Raw genomic sequence first — 14,046 nt, forward strand, 5'->3', positions numbered from 1 at the left:
GGTGCCGGCGGACGTCGCGGTGTGCTGCGCGGGGTGGCGCACGCCCCCCGTCGCCGCGCTGGCCGCCGCGTACGTGCCGCTGGTGCCCGGCGACGCGCCGGGGTCCGAGGCGCCGACGCTCCTGGCCCACCTCGAACCGGCCGCCGGCGGCCCGCCGCTGACCCGCATGGTGCTGACCCCGCGGCTGCACGCCCGCCCGCTCGCCGGCGGGCGCGTCTACCTGGAGGCGCTGGACCTCAACGACGAGGTCGACCAGCACACGCCCGCCGACCGCGTCGCCGCGCTCGCCCGCGAACTGCTGGCCCGCGCCCACGACATGCTGCCCGCCGTGGCGGACACGGCCCGCCTCGCCGGCGGCCGGGTGTGCACGCGCCCGATGCCGCCGGACGACAACTCCATCGTGGGCTGGAACGCCGAGGCCGAGGGGCTGTACACGGTGGTGACGCACAGCGGCATGACCCTGTCGCTGCGCCTGGGCGAGCTGGTGGCGGGCGAGCTGCTGACCGGCCGGGAGGCGCCGGAGCTGGAGCCGTACCGGCCCTCCCGGTTCGTACGGTGACGACGAGCGGTGCGGCGGGCAGCCCGAAGGGGTGGTGCGGCGGGGGCGCTCAGCGCAGCGCCCGCGCCGCCCGGTACGAGAACTCCCGCGCCGCCGGCACCTTCCGGAACGGCCGCAGCCGCTCCCGGAACCCGGCGAGATAGCCCCGTACCCGCTCCGACTGGATGTCCTCCGTCGCCCGCAGCGCGCCCGTCGCCACCTGGCAGGCGTGCTCGACCTCCCGCTGCTGCAGCCACGCCGTGGCCAGCACGACGCGCGTGAACACGATGCTCCGCGCGTACCGGTCCGTGCGCGCCGCGATGCCGTGCTCGGCGTGCGGCCGGGCGGCGCGGGCCTGGCGGAGGTCGACGAGGCAGTGCGCGATCTCGTCGTGCAGCTCCGCGGCGGTGAAGTAGCGCAGCCAGAGGGGCTCCTGCGCGGGGCTGCCGGCGGACAGCAGCCGCTCGGCGTGGGACAGGGCGATCGCGGTGGCCCGCGGGTCGCGCAGCCGGGCGTGCGCGCGGGCGGCCATGGCGTGCAGCGACGCCTGCCCGGCGGGGGTCAGCCCGGGTTCGGCCAGCCCGGCTTCGGCGAGTTCGACGGCCTCGCGGTGGTCGCCGAGGTGGACGGCCTGGTGGGCGAGGGTGCCGAGGATCTTGGCGGCGAAGGGGCGGTCGTGGCCGTGGTACGCCATGTCGAGCGCCAGGCGCAGATAGCGGCGGGCCGCGCCGTGCCGGCCGGTGTCGTACAGCAGGTGCGCGGTGTGGTGGGTGACGAGCGCGGCGGCGCGGAAGAGGTTGCGGCCGACGGCCCCGGTGTAGGTGCCTTCGAGCATCGGCAGCACGTCGGTGCGCAGGTGGGTCATCGCGATCGACCGGGCGGCGCCGCCGCCGTAGCGGTTGTCGAGCATGGCGAGGTGCTCGGTCAGCGCGTGTATGCGCGCGATGTCCCGCTGTCCGACGCGGTACGAGCCGAGGGCGCGCTGCGGCGGCGCGGGCGGCGTGGCGCGGCGCCACCGGCGGACGGAGTGGCGCAGGACGGCGGCGGGCACCGCGGGGAGGGCGTAGCGCGGGTCGGCGTCCCAGAGCCGGGCGGCGGTGCGTACGGTGCCGAGCGGCGTCGACGGGCCGCGCAGGCCGAGGTCGTCGGGGAGCAGCCAGCCGCCAGTGGGGGCGCCCCCGCCAGTGAGGGCGTAGCCGGCGGGGGACGGGGCGTGCCCGCGGGCGGTGCCCCCGCCGGTGGGCGAGGGGGCGGCCCTGCCGGTGAGGGCGTAGCCGTCGGGGGAGTAGCCACCGGGGGTGGGGGCGGCGATGTCGCCGGGGGTGATGTCGCGGCCGAGCCGGCGGGAGAGGACGGCGGCGATCAGCTCGGGCGGTACGGAGGGGCCGAAGCTGCCGCGCAGCCAGCGCTTGACGTACGTGTGCGTGCAGCGCAGTTCGAGGCCGCGCCGCCGGCCCAGCTCGCGGACCTGGCCGGCGAGGGAGGTGGGGGTGAGGCCGGACTCGCGCATGAGGGCGGCGAGCCGGATGTTGCCGCGTACGTGGCCGCCCCCCGCGGGGGAGCCGGACCCCGCTGCCGCCGGGGTGCTCGCGTCCTGCGCCCCCGCCGTCCCCGACGCCCCCGGCGCGCCCGGCCCGTGCTCGCCGCCCCCGGCGGCCCCCCGCACCGCCGCCAGCCCCTCCCGGGCGAACCGGTTGCGCCACCGGCACACCGTCGTCGGGGTGACGCCGAGCCGCGCCGCCACCTCCCCGTTGGACTCCCCGGCCGCGCACCCCAGCACGATCTCGCAGTGCAGCCGTCTGGCCGCCGGGGTGGCGCTGTGTGCGACCAGGTGTTCGAGGAAGTGGAGTTCCCGGTCCGTCAATGTCAACCGGGTCGTGGGCCTGCCTCGCGTCATGATCGCGCATTATTGCCCGCGCGGCGCGTCCCGGAGGCCGCTCCCGGCCGGACGACCCCCGAACGACCTGGCGGATCACCCGATTTAATGCGTCCGGCCGCCGTGAATGCTCTGCACCCCCCTGGAACTTACGGATGGCACATGCCAGACGGCAGGCTACGGAGCGCAATGTTCCGGTCTGAGCCGGCAGATCGAGGTAGCGCACATATGACCACGACGGGACAGCCCGCCGACGGCCACACCCCCCACCCCGCGGTCGACGACACCCCCGCGGAGCCGGAGCCCGGCCCCGCGCCGGCGCCGCCCACGCTGCTGCGGGTCGAGCTGGCGAAGCGCGGCTGGGCCAGATTCTCGACGTTCGAGGTCCACTACACGCACGCCGCGCGTAAGGCCGCCGCCGAGTACGGCGAGCCGCGGCTGGCCAGACTCACCATCTCCAGCACCACCTTCAAGCGGTGGCTCGCCGGCGAGCAGATTCCGCGCGGCAACGCCGGCACCGTCCTGGAGCACATGCTCGGCATCGACGTCGACTCGCTCCTCGGCCCGGCGCCCACGCGGACGTTCACCACGCCCCGCCTCCCCGACGACGCCTCCCTCGCCACCGCCCGCGCGCTCGACGTCACCTGGTCCACGTCCTTCCTCTCGCCCACCGCGCCCGCCCCCGGCGGCGGCGGGGTCTGGCAGCTCGACGGCCACCGCGTCTTCGACGGCACCTCCGTGGCCGTGCAGCTGTACGAGGCGGAGGCCGGCCCGGACAGCGTCGTCATCGGGCCCGACGACCACCCGCACCTGCGCGACTTCATCCGCCCCGCGCGCCGGGCGCTGCTGCTCGCCGCGCTCGGCGCGCGGCGCGGCGAGGGGCTGTTCGTGCTCGACGCCGTACGCGCCCGGCAGCCCGTCGCCGCCGACCCGGTGGACGTGCTGCCGATACCGCGCGCGTACCGTCTCGACGACCTCACGTACGGCATCCTCTGGGCCGTACTCAACCTCGACGACGGACTGCTCGCCGACGACGCCGTGCTGGATGCGGAGCGCAGCGGCCTGGACGACTTCCTGGGGCGCGAGCGGTCCGCGGTGGCCCGTTCGGCGATGCCCGAGCTGTCCGACGTGGGCACCGCGTGGCTCGGCTCGTACGTCTGCGACCGGCACGTCCTGCGCCGGCTGCGCGGCGACCCAGCCGACCCCGCCGATCCCGGCGAGCCCGCCGTACCGCCGGTGTTCTGGGCCCGCGAGCAGTACGGCGAAGAGGCCGCCGCCTGGCTGTTCTTCCGCCACAAGCACGACTACCTGCGGTCGCTGCGCGACCTGCGCGCGCGGCTCCCGGACGCCGACGGCGCGGATGCCGGCCGCCCGGACGCCGGCCGCCCGTACGCGCACGTCTTCTGCCTGCCGCACAACGCGGTCAAGACCAGCGAGCGCTACGAGCGCACCCTGCTGTTCCTGGCGCTCGCGCTGCTGGAGCAGCACGGGCTGCCGACGTGGGTGTGCACGGAGCCGGAGTACACGCAGGTGGACGGGTTCGCGCTGCTGCCGGGGCAGCGCGCGGTCATCGCCAACTGGCTGCGTACGGACGGCGTCTGGCAGGTCGACACCACCGGCCACTGGGCCCGGCTGCGGGCCTACGCCGACGCCGTACGGCACGCGCAGACCCGCGGCGTCACCGACGCCGCCACGGCGGCGGAGCGGCTGCGCCGGCTGGCCGACCACCTCGACCTCGACTGGGACTGGCTGACCGGCCGGTGCGCGGAGCTGGGCCGCTACGGCAGCGCCGGGATGCTGCGGCCGCGCAGCCGCCTGATCGGCCTGGAGGAACTCGACGAGGTGCTGCGCTTCGTCGGCGGCCTCGGGGAGCCCGGCGGGCCCGGCGGCAGTGGGGGCACCCCCGCCAGTGAGGGAGTAGCCGGGGAGCGCGGCGGCCTCGGCGGACTCGGTGGTTCCGGCGAGCGCCGCGGGGCCGGACGCGACGCCGCCCACGGCGACTTCGCCGGCCTCGCCGGCGCCGTGACCGGCGGAAACCGAACGCAGTTCCGGCCCGGTCGGCCCCGGGGCGGGCGAAGATGAGGCACACGTTCGAACCCTCGGGAAGCGACCCCCAAACGACCCCGGGGACCGGTGGCAACGACACCCGCCGCTGAGCAATGTAGGTGTGGCTCACGGTGCCCCTGAGACCACCGTGACCATCCGATGTGTGTGCGCCGCGCGCGCACTGCCCGGCAGACGGCCGGAAGAAACGCCGCACGAAGACGCCGTACGACAGCGCAGTCAGATGCTGACAGCGCCGTCCCCGTACGGCCCGTCCAGCGAGGAAGCCCATGTCCGACCACCCCGCTCCCGCCGGGAACGCCGGCCCGCGCCCGGGCCGGTTCGGCTCCCGGCGGCGCCGCGCGGGCCGCGCCCTGCGCGCCCGGCTCTGGCGGGTCACGCTGCTGCCGGTGACCGCCGCGCTGCTGGTGGGCGGCGCCGCCACGTACGGCGCGCTCATCGGCGGGTCGACGAGCGCCGAGACCCGCGTGATCATCGGTGCCGGAGTGCTGGCCGCGGTGGGCATCACGGTCCTGGCGATACTCCGCGTCGGCGCGCTCGCCGACGCCCTCGACACCGCGGAGGAGGCCCGTACCGAACGCGACGCGGAGCTGACCGCGCTGCTGGAGGCCGCGCAGGGCGAGCTGCTGCGCCTGGTCGACCAGGCGCAGCGCGGCGAACGCCCCGAGCCCGACACGCTGTCGCTGTCGTCTCCCCCCGCCCCCGCCGCCGACGCCGATGTCACCCCCGAGGCGGTCGAGCGGCTGGTGCACGCCACCGTGCACGCCGCCCTCAAGGCCGTCGTGGACGTCTCGTCCCGCGGCCAGATCGAGGTCTTCGTCAACCTCGCCCGCCGGCTGCAGAACCTGGTCATCCGCTCCCTCGACGAGCTGGACGGGCTGGAGAAGCGGGTCGAGGACCCGGACCTGCTGCACGGCCTCTTCCAGCTCGACCACCTCGTCACCCGGCTGCGCCGCCAGGTGGAGAGCCTGGCGATACTCGGCGGCGCCGTGCCGCGCCGCATCAGCCGGCCGATGCCGGTGAACGCGGTGCTGCGCTCGGCGGTCTCGGAGGTCGAGGACTACGGGCGCGTCAAGCTCGTGCCGCCGATGACCGGCGTGCTGCAGGGCGGCGTCGCCCCGGACGTCATCCACCTGATCGCCGAGCTTGTCGAGAACGCCGCCGGGTTCTCCCCGCCCGACACCAAGGTCGAGCTGCGCGTCGAGCCGGCGGCAGCGGGCCTGGTCGTAGAGATTGACGACCGCGGTCTTGGCCTCCAGGCGGACACGCAGGACCGGATGAACAGCCTGCTGAGCCGGGCCACGCCGCACGCCGTCGACGAGCAGATCAAGGACGGCCGCATCGGCCTGCTCGTCGTCGCCCACCTCGCGCGCCGGCACCGGATCCCCGTGCAGCTGCAGCGCAACGTCTACGGCGGCTGCCGCGCCACCGTGCTGCTGCCCAACGCGCTGCTGAGGGACCCGGAGGAGCCCGGCGAGCGCGCCGCCGCCGGTGCCCCCGGCGCCGCCGGCGAACAGCACCCCGCGGTGGCCCCCGCACCGCAACCGCAGCCGCAGCCCGCGGCCGTCTCCACCGGCGCCACCGTCTCCGCCGGGTCCGCCGGGTCCGCCAACGGCGTGGCGCGGCAACGGCAGCAGGACGCCCACGAGATCAACGGCGCTCCCCGCCCCGCCGAGGGGTACGCGGCCACGGGCGCCCACCGGACGGCCGGTACGCACGACACCACCGGCGCGTTCGACACCACCCCCGCGTACGACAACACCCCCGCGTACGACGGCACCGAGTACGAGAGCACCCTCCCGTACGAAGGCACCGCCGCCCACGAGCGCACCGCCGCCCACCCGGCGCCCGCCGCCGCCCACCCCGACGCCGCCTCACCCGCCCCCGCCCCCGCGGCCGGCTACACCCCCCGCCACGCCGCCCCCGCGCCCCCCGCGGCGGGGCAGCGCCCCCCGCTGCCCGAGCGCTCCGGCAGCCACCTCGTGCCCGAGCTGCGCCGCGAACCCGCCACCCCCGCCCCGGCACCCGGCGTACCCGCGTCCGCCGCCGCGGCACCCCCCTCCGCCCCCCTCAACACCGGCCTCATGGCCAGCTTCACCGCCGGCTCCCGCGCCGCGGAGGACACCGACCGCCACACCGCCGACCACGTCTCCGACTCCGCCGACGCGTACGCCGGCCCCGCCCCCACGCACCAGCACCGATCCATGGAAGGCCCGACTTCGTGAGCGAAAGCCTCGACTGGCTTCTGGCCAACTTCGTCCAGCAGGTCGCCAGCGCCCGCAGTGCCGTCGTCGCCTCCACCGACGGCGTGCGGATGCACGCCCACGACCTCGACACCGCCGCCGCCGACCGGCTCGCCGCGGTGTCCACCGGGTTGTTCTCCCTCGGCGCCGGCATCGGCACCGGCTCCGCGCGCGGCGTGCGCCAGGTCCTCGTGGAGCATGAGGACGTCGTGCTGTGCGTGATGGCCGCCGGCCCCGGCGCCGTCCTGGCGGTGCTCGCCGAGCCGGACGCCGACCTGGGCGTCATCGGCTACGAGATGGGCCAGCTGGTCAAGCGCGTACCGACGCACCTGACCTCACCCGCGCGGGCGGCGGCCGCGGCTCCGGGCCCCGCCCGGTGACATGACGTCGTACGACGACGCCCCCTGGGTGATGGACGGCGCACCGCGGTTACGTCCGTACGCGGTCACCGGCGGGCGGACCGCGCCGACCCGCCGGCTCGCCCTGGAGACGCTGGTCATGGCCGCCCGGACGCTGCCCCGGGTGCCGCTCACGCCGGAGCACGACGAGACGCTGCGGGAGTGCCGCGCGGGCCCGCGGTCGGTGGCGGAGGTCGCCGGCCGACTGGGCCTGCCCGTCGCCGTCACCAAGATCCTGCTGTCCGACCTGCTCGACACCTGCGCGCTCATCCTGACGGCGCCCGCGGGCCCGCCCGACCCCACCGACCCATACCTACTGGAGAAGGTCCTTGTCGGACTACGCAATCTCTGACGAATCCTTCGTCCCGCTGAAGATCGTGATTGCCGGCGGGTTCGGGGTCGGGAAGACCACGATGGTCGGCGCGGTGAGCGAGATACCGCCGCTGACGACCGAGGAGACCCTGACCGCCGCCAGCGTCGACCACGACAGCCTGGACGGGGTGCCGGAGAAGGACGCGACCACGGTCGCCATGGACTTCGGCCGCATCACCCTCAGCGCCCACCACATGATGCTGCTGCTGTTCGGCACGCCGGGGCAGAAGCGGTTCTGGTTCATGTGGGACCACCTCGCGAGCGGCGCCATCGGCGCCGTCGTGCTCGCCGACACCCGGCGGCTGGTGGACTGCTTCGCGGCCGTCGAGTACTTCGAGCGGCGCGGCCTGCCCTTCGTGGTCGGCGTCAACGAGTTCGACGACGCCTACCGCTACACCCCGGAAGAGGTGAAGGCCGCGCTCCATCTGCGCGACGACACTCCGGTGATGTGCTGCGACGCCCGCGCCACCGCCTCCGCGCGCAACCTGCTGATCACGCTGGTCGAGCACGCGCACGCGCGGTCCGTGGCGGCCAGGGCCGGGGCCGCGCCCGAGCCTCGGCCCGCGCCCGGGTCTCCGCCCGCGTCCGAGACTGCCACCGCGTCCGTACCATCCGTGCCCGCCTCCCCACCGAGGAGTACGCCCGCATGACGACCTTCGACTACCACACGGCCCGCCATCTGATGACCGACGGGGAGCAGGACCAGGAGCTGGAGCGGCGCAGGCAGCGGCTGCACGAACTCGGCCTGGGCGACCGCCCGGACCCGGAGTTCGACGCCTTCGCCGCCCGCCTCGCCGAGGGCGCCGCCGGCCTCGCCCAGCTGGGCGGCACCCCGTACGCGATGGTCAACCTCATCACCGACCACCAGTACTTCACCGGCCTGTACGCGCCCCCCGCCGACCCGGCCGACCCGAGCGCGGCGGACCAGCCCGGCAGCAGGCCGGACGTCAGCCGGGTCATGGACCGCGACCACGGCTACTGCCCGCACGTCGTCGGCCGGCGCACCGCGCTCGTGCTGCCCGACGTGTGCGCGTACCCCCGCTTCGCGGGCAACCCGGTGGTGGACCAGATCGGCATCCGCACCTACATGGGCGCGCCGCTCATCGACCCGGTGACCGACGTGACGCTGGGCACCGTGTGCGTGGTGGACACCGAGCCGCGCCCGTGGGGGCGGCAGGCCCAGGAGGGGCTGGAGTTCATCAAGTCCCAGGCCCGCTCGCTGATGGAGATCCTCGAAGAGCGCAGCCGGGACCGCTCAGCCCGGTGACCGTGCCCCCGGGCCCCGCGGGCCCCGAGGGCCGGCGCGCCCCCGGAGGGCCCGGGGCCTCACACCGTCTGGCGGGACGCCATCGCGTGTGGCGCGAGCCGCGCCGACCACGGCTCGTGGTCGGCGCCGAGCGCCACCTCCGCCAGCCGCAGCCGCTGCACGTCGGACGTGCCCGCCGGCGGTAACACGTGGTACGCGTCGCGCAGATACCGCTCCACCGCCATCTCCGGGTAGAGCCCGCAGGCGCCGTGCACCTCCATGGCCGTACGCGCCGAGTCCAGCGCGGACTCGACGTTGACCAGCTTGGGGTTCTGCAGCTCGGCGTCGCACGGCAGCCCGCGGTCCAGCAGGTGCGTCGCGTGGTACGCGGCCAGCCGGGCGGTCATCAGCCGCGACTGCATCTCCCCGAGCCGCTGCTTGACCGTGGCCAGCTCCGCCAGCGGCCGGCCGTAGCGGATCTGCCGCGCGGCGAAGGCGGTGGTCTCCTCCACGAGCGCCCGGTGGATGCCGAGGGCGACGGCGGTGAGGTTCGGCCGGCCGTACAGGATGCTGGAGGAGTACGCGACCGCCAGCCCGTCGCCCTCCCGCCCCAGCAGATTCGCCGCGGGCACCCGGCAGTCGTCGAAGATCACCTCGCCGAAGCTGAAGCCGTGCAGGCCCATGGCGGGCCGGTGCGGGCCCAGCAGGCAGCCGGGGCGGTCGGCCTCCACGAGCAGCGCCGACAGGCCGTGGGAGCCGGGCCCGGTGCGTACGACGACGCCGTGGAGATCGCCGACGTGGCTGTTGCCGACGTACACCTTGCGGCCGTTGACCACGTAGTCGTCGCCGACGCGCTCCGCGTGCGCCGACATCCCCAGCACGTGGCTGCCGGACGTGGGCTCGGTGACGGCTATGGTCGGCATGCAGGCGCCGGCGGCTATCGGCGGCAGCCACGTCTTGCGCTGGACGGCGCTGCCGAAGTGCACGATCTTCGCGACGCCGAGCTGCGAGGCCTGCACCATCGCGCCCATCGCGGCGCTCACGCGCGAAAGCTCCTCGATCACGATCGTTTTGGCGAGGTGGCCCAGCTCCATCCCGCCGTACTCGGCCTCGACGGTGACGCCGAGCCAGCCCTGCCGGGCGATGTCCCGGGACAGCTCGTACTGCACGCTCCGCGACTCCTCCATCCCCGCGACCCGGGGGCGGACCTCGCGTTCCGCATAGGCGCGGACCTCCTCCCTGAGACGTTTGTGACGCTCCGTGAGGAAGTAACCGTCCATCTGAATCTCGCCTTCTCGCGTGCAACCGGTGGGGCAGGTCGGCGTGGGCCTGTGGTGACGTGAGGCAGGGTGGGCCTCTGCCTACGGTGGTGATGTATCGCCTTCGCCGCAGCACCGCGAAACGCTCGCTTCCGGGTCGTTCACCTCCCCGTGTGCACGCCGTCGCGCTCCGCGCCCGCCTCGTATGCGGGATACGTCCCCTTCTGCTCTACGGGCCGCCGCGCCCCAACGCCCCCGAAACGGCCCCCGGCCGGCCGGTGGCGACCGGCCGGCCGGGGGCCGGGGGGAGGCGGGTGGACGGCTCAGCCGAAGGCCACAGAGAAGCGGCGGTTGGCGAGGCTCGGGTTCTTCGCCCGCACCTCCGCCACCCGCGCGGCGTCGAGGACCGCGGACGCCACGCCCGGGGCCTCGCCGGCCGAGGCGGCGATCTGGCCCATGGGGTCGATGACGGCGCTCTGCCCGCACGACACGGGCCCCGTCTGGCCGCAGCCGAGGACGTAGACGGTGTTCTCGATCGCCCGCGCCCGCAGCAGGGTGGTCCAGTGGTCCTCCTTGGCCGGCCCGGCGACCCAGGCGGCGGGCACGACGACGGCCTCGGCGCCGGCGTCGACCAGGAACCGGGCCATCTCCGGGAAGCGGAGGTCGTAGCAGGTCATGACCCCGACGGTGAGGCCGCCGAGGGAGAAGGTGAGCGCCTGGGCGGGCTGCGGCTCGATGCGGTCGGACTCGCGGTAGCCGAAGGCGTCGTAGAGGTGGACCTTGCGGTAGACGCCGAACGGCTCCCCGGCGCGGTCCACGGCGAGGACGGTGTTGCTGGGCCTGCCGGCTCCCCCCGCCGCCGCCTCGGTCATCCCCGCGACGACCGCGACGCCGTGCTCCCTGGCCAGCCCGGCGATCGCCGTGGCGAACGGCCCGTCGACCGCCTCGGCCTCGCCGGAGACGTCGGCGAGCGGGTCGGGGTTGGTGTACATGCTGTTCTCGGGCAGGACGACGAGGTCGGAGCCGCGCGCGGCGGCGGTGGCGACGAGGTCCGCGGCGGCCTTGAGGTTGGCGGCCTTGTCGGTGGAGGCGGCGAACTGGGCAACGGTGGCAAGCATGAGAGGTGCGGTGCCTTTCGTGTCGGAGGGTCCGGGGCGCAGCCCCGGCGGGTCTGGGGGCGGAGCCCCGGTGGGGTCGGAGGGCGGAGCCCTGGTGGGGTTAGGAGCCCTCGGTCGGGTCGAGGGCTGCAGCCCCGGTCGGGGTCCGGGGGCGCAGCCCCGGGGGGTTTCGGGCGTGGCCCGGGAGCGTTGTCGGCTCCGGCCGGGGGCCCGGGGCGTGGTTCCGGGTGGGAGGCTGGGGGGCGCAGCCCTCCGGGGGTCTGGGGGCGGAGCCCCCGGGGGGGTTTCGGGCGTGGCCCGGGAGCGTTGTCGGCTCCGGTCGGGGGTCCGGGGCTGGTCCCGGGTGGGAGGCCGGGGGGCGCAGCCCTCCGGGGGTCTGGGGGCGCAGCCCCCGGAGCGGGCTCGGGCCACGCCCGGGAGCGTTGTCGGCTCCGGCCCGGGAGGGGGCCGGGGGCGGAGACCCCGGGATCACCCGGCCCCCGCGGAGGCGGCCAGCGCTTCCGTCTCCGTGACCGCCGCGCCGAAGCCGGCCAGCAGCGCGCCGTGCTGCATGGTCAGCACCAGCTGGTCCGCGCCGTGCGCCAGCGCGAACGCCTTCTCCGCCGCCGACCACGCCGGCAGCACCCACGGCTTGCCGGCCGCCCGCGCCGCGTCCGCGACAGCCGCGAGGTCGGCGAAGTCCGCCTCGCCGCGCGCGTACGCGCCGCGCGACCGGCGCAGCGACAGGTCGCTGGGGCCGACGAACACGCCGTCGACCACCGGCAGTTCGAGGATCTTCTCGATCTCCTCCAGCGCCCCGGCGTCCTCGATCATCGGGTAGACCCGCGTCCCGCGGTCCTGCCGGGCGATCCAGTCGTCGTCGATCCCGCCGTAGCCGGCCGTCCGGCCGCCCGCGAAGCTGCGGTCGCCCAGCGGCGGGAACTTTCCGTACGCGCAGACCTCGGCGGCGTGCGCCGCGCCGGCCACGTGCGGGACGACGACGGCCGTGGCGCCGAAGTCCAGCGCCTGCTGGATCGGGCCGCGCTCCGGGCCGAGGACCTTGGCCAGCACGTCGAGGTCGAGCCGGCGCAGGAACGGGATGAAGCGCTCCAAGTCGGCGAGGTCGAAGGCGCCGTGCTCGATGTCGAGCACCACGGCGCCGTACCCCGTGGCCGCCACGATCTCGGCGGTGGCGAAACTCGGGTCGGACAGCCAGGCGGCGTAGGCGCGGCGGCGGTCGGTCGTGCGCGGGGGCATGAGCCTCCTCGGAAGTAGGTAGGTATACACTGCGTATACATAGGTTGCGACAGGGAGCGGGGAGCGTGTCAGTGGACGAGAGCGGCGGCCGTGCGGTGACGGCGCGCGCGCGGGCGTACGAATGGGTCAGGGAGGCCGTCCTGCTGGGGCGGTATCCGGAGGGCTCGTTCCTGGAGGAGAAGGTCCTTTCCGAGGCGGCCGGGGTGTCGCGGACGCCCGTGCGCGAGGCGCTGCACCGGCTGGCCGCCGAGGGGTATCTCGACCTGCTGCCGCGGCGCGGTGCGCAGGTCCGCCGCGTCACCGTGGCCGAGATGGTCGAGACGTACGAGATGCGCCAGGTCCTGGAGGTCCACGGCTTCCGCACCCTGTGCGACAAGCGGCTGGAGATCCCCGCCCGGCAGGCCGAACTGCTGGCGCAGATGGGCGGGGCGGAGCTGCTGGCGCGCTGCCGCGCCGGCGACCGGGAGGCGATCGCCGAACACGGGAAGCTGGACTTCCTGTTCCACTTCGGCTTCGTCGAGGCCACCGGCAACACCGTGCTGACCGACCTGTTCCGCAGCCTCCGGCCGCGGCACCAGCGCATCGGGGTCTCGGCCATAACGATCCGCCCCGAGCGGCTGCCGCTCATCATGCGCGAGCACACCGCGCTGCTCGACGCCCTCGGCGCGTACGACTTCGAGACCGCGGCCCGGACGATCCGCACCCACCTCAACCCCGACCAGACGGTGGTCGCGCACCTGCAGTGACCGGCCGCGGCCGGAGGCGCCCCGCACGCCGCCGCCCCGCACGCCATCGGCCCTCACGCCGCCGCCATCTCGCGCCACAGCCGGCGGCGTTCCGCCTGCTGGACCGGGTCCGGCACCGGCGCGGCGGCGACGAGCCGCCTGGTGTAGTCCGTACGCGGACGGGCCAGCACCTCGCGCGCCGGACCGTGCTCCACCAGCCGCCCGTTCCGCAGCACCGCGACCTCGTGCGCCAGCAGCTCCACGACGCCGAGGTCGTGGCTGATGAACAGGCACGCGAAGCCCATCCGGTCCTGCAGCTCCCGGAACAGCCGCAGCACGGTGGCCTGGACGGAGACGTCCAGCGCGGACGTCGGCTCGTCGGCGATCAGCAGCTCCGGCTCGAGCGCCAGCGCGCGGGCGATGCCGACGCGCTGGCGCTGGCCGCCGGACAGCTCGTGCGGGAACCGGCTCGCCCAGCGCGCCGGCAGCTCGACCTGCTCCAGCAGCTCGGCCACCCGGGCGTGCGCGGCGGTGCGGTCGGCGGCACGGTTGACCAGCAGCGGGGCGGCGATCGAGGCGCCGATCGACCAGCGCGGGTTGAGCGAGGCGCCGGGGTCCTGGAAGACCATCGAGTACGTCGGCCGGAAGGCGCGCAGCCGGCGGCCGGACAGCCCGGTGACGTCGGTGCCGCAGACCTCGACGGATCCGCCGGTCGCCCGGGCCAGCCCGACGACGGCCCGGCCGATGGTCGACTTGCCGGAGCCGGACTCGCCGACCAGGCCCAGGACTTCGCCCTTGCCGATCGTCAGGCTCACGCCGTGCACGGCCTTGAACCCCTTGCGGCCCAGCCGCCCCGGGTACTCGACCTCCAGGTCCCGTACCCGCAGCGCCGCCTCCTCCCCCGCCGGCTACACCCCCGTTGGCGGGGGTACCCCCACTGCCGCGCCGGGCCGGCCGCCCGCGGGGGCGCC

General features: G+C 75.5%; 13 protein-coding genes. 8 read left to right on the top strand and 5 right to left on the bottom strand.

Features of this window, described 5'->3' with window-relative positions; all coding sequences use genetic code 11:
* Nucleotides 1-559: NAD(P)/FAD-dependent oxidoreductase (locus tag ABD317_RS24395; protein ID WP_344292053.1), on the top strand; the 559-nt coding region annotated here is incomplete at its 5' end.
* Between the two features lie 49 nt (nt 560-608).
* Here ABD317_RS24395 and ABD317_RS24400 read toward each other — a convergent pair.
* On the bottom strand, nt 609-2,435 hold the full coding sequence (locus ABD317_RS24400; protein WP_344292054.1) for a tetratricopeptide repeat protein: 1,827 nt from the start codon (nt 2,433-2,435) through the stop codon (nt 609-611).
* Between the two features lie 207 nt (nt 2,436-2,642).
* Here ABD317_RS24400 and ABD317_RS24405 point away from each other — a divergent pair, with 207 nt between their 5' ends.
* From ABD317_RS24405 to ABD317_RS24430, 6 genes are all read left to right on the top strand, one after another.
* Nucleotides 2,643-4,496: a hypothetical protein gene (locus ABD317_RS24405; RefSeq protein WP_344292055.1), complete on the top strand. Its 1,854-nt coding sequence runs from the start codon at nt 2,643-2,645 to the stop codon at nt 4,494-4,496.
* A 251-nt stretch (nt 4,497-4,747) separates the two neighbouring features.
* Nucleotides 4,748-6,703, top strand: a complete 1,956-nt coding sequence (locus tag ABD317_RS24410) for an ATP-binding protein (protein WP_344292056.1) — start codon at nt 4,748-4,750, stop codon at nt 6,701-6,703.
* Nucleotides 6,700-7,101, top strand: a complete 402-nt coding sequence (locus ABD317_RS24415) for a roadblock/LC7 domain-containing protein (RefSeq protein ID WP_344292057.1) — start codon at nt 6,700-6,702, stop codon at nt 7,099-7,101. Before ABD317_RS24410 ends, ABD317_RS24415 begins: the two co-directional genes overlap by 4 nt.
* A 1-nt stretch (nt 7,102) precedes the next feature.
* Complete coding sequence (locus ABD317_RS24420) at nt 7,103-7,471, top strand: DUF742 domain-containing protein (protein ID WP_027755013.1); 369 nt, start codon at nt 7,103-7,105, stop codon at nt 7,469-7,471.
* Entirely contained in the window at nt 7,449-8,141 is a 693-nt protein-coding gene (locus ABD317_RS24425) for a GTP-binding protein (protein WP_344292058.1), read from the top strand. The genes ABD317_RS24420 and ABD317_RS24425 overlap by 23 nt, the downstream gene beginning before the upstream one ends.
* Complete coding sequence (locus tag ABD317_RS24430) at nt 8,138-8,758, top strand: GAF domain-containing protein (RefSeq protein ID WP_344292059.1); 621 nt, start codon at nt 8,138-8,140, stop codon at nt 8,756-8,758. The genes ABD317_RS24425 and ABD317_RS24430 overlap by 4 nt, the downstream gene beginning before the upstream one ends.
* 59 nt (nt 8,759-8,817) lie before the next feature.
* Here the strand turns inward: ABD317_RS24430 and ABD317_RS24435 are convergent, their stop codons facing one another.
* The 3 genes from ABD317_RS24435 to ABD317_RS24445 all read right to left on the bottom strand — a co-directional run bounded on the left by ABD317_RS24435 (nt 8,818) and on the right by ABD317_RS24445 (nt 12,350).
* Nucleotides 8,818-10,017, bottom strand: a complete 1,200-nt coding sequence (locus tag ABD317_RS24435; protein ID WP_344292060.1) for an acyl-CoA dehydrogenase family protein — start codon at nt 10,015-10,017, stop codon at nt 8,818-8,820.
* A 302-nt stretch (nt 10,018-10,319) separates the two neighbouring features.
* On the bottom strand, nt 10,320-11,114 hold the full coding sequence (locus tag ABD317_RS24440) for a carbon-nitrogen hydrolase family protein (protein ID WP_344292061.1): 795 nt from the start codon (nt 11,112-11,114) through the stop codon (nt 10,320-10,322).
* Nucleotides 11,115-11,582: 468 nt separating this feature from the next.
* The gene (locus tag ABD317_RS24445) at nt 11,583-12,350 is read right to left on the bottom strand and encodes an HpcH/HpaI aldolase family protein (RefSeq protein WP_344292062.1); all 768 of its coding nucleotides are present in this window, start codon (nt 12,348-12,350) and stop codon (nt 11,583-11,585) included.
* A gap of 65 nt (nt 12,351-12,415) precedes the next feature.
* On the opposite strand from ABD317_RS24445, the gene ABD317_RS24450 reads away from it, so the two are divergent.
* Nucleotides 12,416-13,096, top strand: a complete 681-nt coding sequence (locus tag ABD317_RS24450; protein ID WP_344292063.1) for a GntR family transcriptional regulator — start codon at nt 12,416-12,418, stop codon at nt 13,094-13,096.
* Nucleotides 13,097-13,149: 53 nt separating this feature from the next.
* Here the strand turns inward: ABD317_RS24450 and ABD317_RS24455 are convergent, their stop codons facing one another.
* On the bottom strand, nt 13,150-13,899 hold the full coding sequence (locus ABD317_RS24455) for an ATP-binding cassette domain-containing protein (RefSeq protein ID WP_344292064.1): 750 nt from the start codon (nt 13,897-13,899) through the stop codon (nt 13,150-13,152).
* Nucleotides 13,900-14,046 lie beyond the last annotated feature (147 nt).

This window comes from Streptomyces synnematoformans (genome assembly GCF_039531005.1).
Lineage (GTDB): Bacteria > Actinomycetota > Actinomycetes > Streptomycetales > Streptomycetaceae > Streptomyces > Streptomyces synnematoformans.

Bases quoted from the DNA above. Each gene is read 5' to 3' on its own strand.
- ABD317_RS24440 (WP_344292061.1), bottom strand. From the start codon at position 11,114: ATGCTTGCCACCGTTGCCCAGTTCGCCGCCTCCACCGACAAGGCCGCC.
- ABD317_RS24420 (WP_027755013.1), top strand. From the start codon at position 7,103: ATGACGTCGTACGACGACGCCCCCTGGGTGATGGACGGCGCACCGCGG.
- ABD317_RS24430 (WP_344292059.1), top strand. From the start codon at position 8,138: ATGACGACCTTCGACTACCACACGGCCCGCCATCTGATGACCGACGGG.
- ABD317_RS24435 (WP_344292060.1), bottom strand. From the start codon at position 10,017: ATGGACGGTTACTTCCTCACGGAGCGTCACAAACGTCTCAGGGAGGAG.
- ABD317_RS24410 (WP_344292056.1), top strand. From the start codon at position 4,748: ATGTCCGACCACCCCGCTCCCGCCGGGAACGCCGGCCCGCGCCCGGGC.
- ABD317_RS24400 (WP_344292054.1), bottom strand. From the start codon at position 2,435: ATGACGCGAGGCAGGCCCACGACCCGGTTGACATTGACGGACCGGGAA.
- ABD317_RS24445 (WP_344292062.1), bottom strand. From the start codon at position 12,350: ATGCCCCCGCGCACGACCGACCGCCGCCGCGCCTACGCCGCCTGGCTG.
- ABD317_RS24405 (WP_344292055.1), top strand. From the start codon at position 2,643: ATGACCACGACGGGACAGCCCGCCGACGGCCACACCCCCCACCCCGCG.